This window comes from Amycolatopsis sp. SID8362 (assembly GCF_010550475.1).
Taxonomy (GTDB): domain Bacteria; phylum Actinomycetota; class Actinomycetes; order Mycobacteriales; family Pseudonocardiaceae; genus Amycolatopsis; species Amycolatopsis eburnea.
In genome coordinates this window covers 1-462 of the sequence record NZ_JAAGNB010001646.1, presented here as the reverse complement: position 1 = coordinate 462, position 462 = coordinate 1, and the positions used below count along the sequence as shown (strand labels likewise).

At 76.6% G+C, this 462-nt stretch carries 1 pseudogene; it reads right to left on the bottom strand.

Features of this window, described 5'->3' with window-relative positions:
• Positions 1-462 (bottom strand): annotated as a pseudogene (locus tag G3I65_RS50755) (ATP-binding protein); the annotation flags it as partial.

Here is a 462-nt window from a genome sequence, read left to right as displayed (position 1 = left end):
ACGACCACGAGGTTGCCGGAGCCGGGCAGCAGCGGGCGGACCTGGTCGGCGTCGCGGGCGTTGTCGAGCAGCATGAGCGTGCGGCTGCCGTCGAGCCGGCTGCGCAGCAGGGCCGAGCGTTCCTCCACTGTGGAAGGCACGGACTCGGGCGGCACGCCGAGGGCGCGCAGGAAGCCGGCGAGCGCGGCGTCCGGCGTGACGGGGGTGCCCGCGGAGTGGCCGCGCAGGTCGAGGAACAGCTGCCCGCCGGGGAAGCGGTCGCGGACGCGGTGCGACCAGTGCACGGCCAGCGACGTCTTCCCGACGCCGGCGGTGCCTTCGATGACGACGATGCCGGAAGCCCCGCCGGGCGGCAGCCGGTCAAGCTCGGCGAGTTCGGGCCCGCGCCCGGTGAAGCCGGCGACGTCGAAGGGCAGCTGCCGCGGCACGGTGTGCACGGCGGGCCCGGCGTCGGCGGCGAGC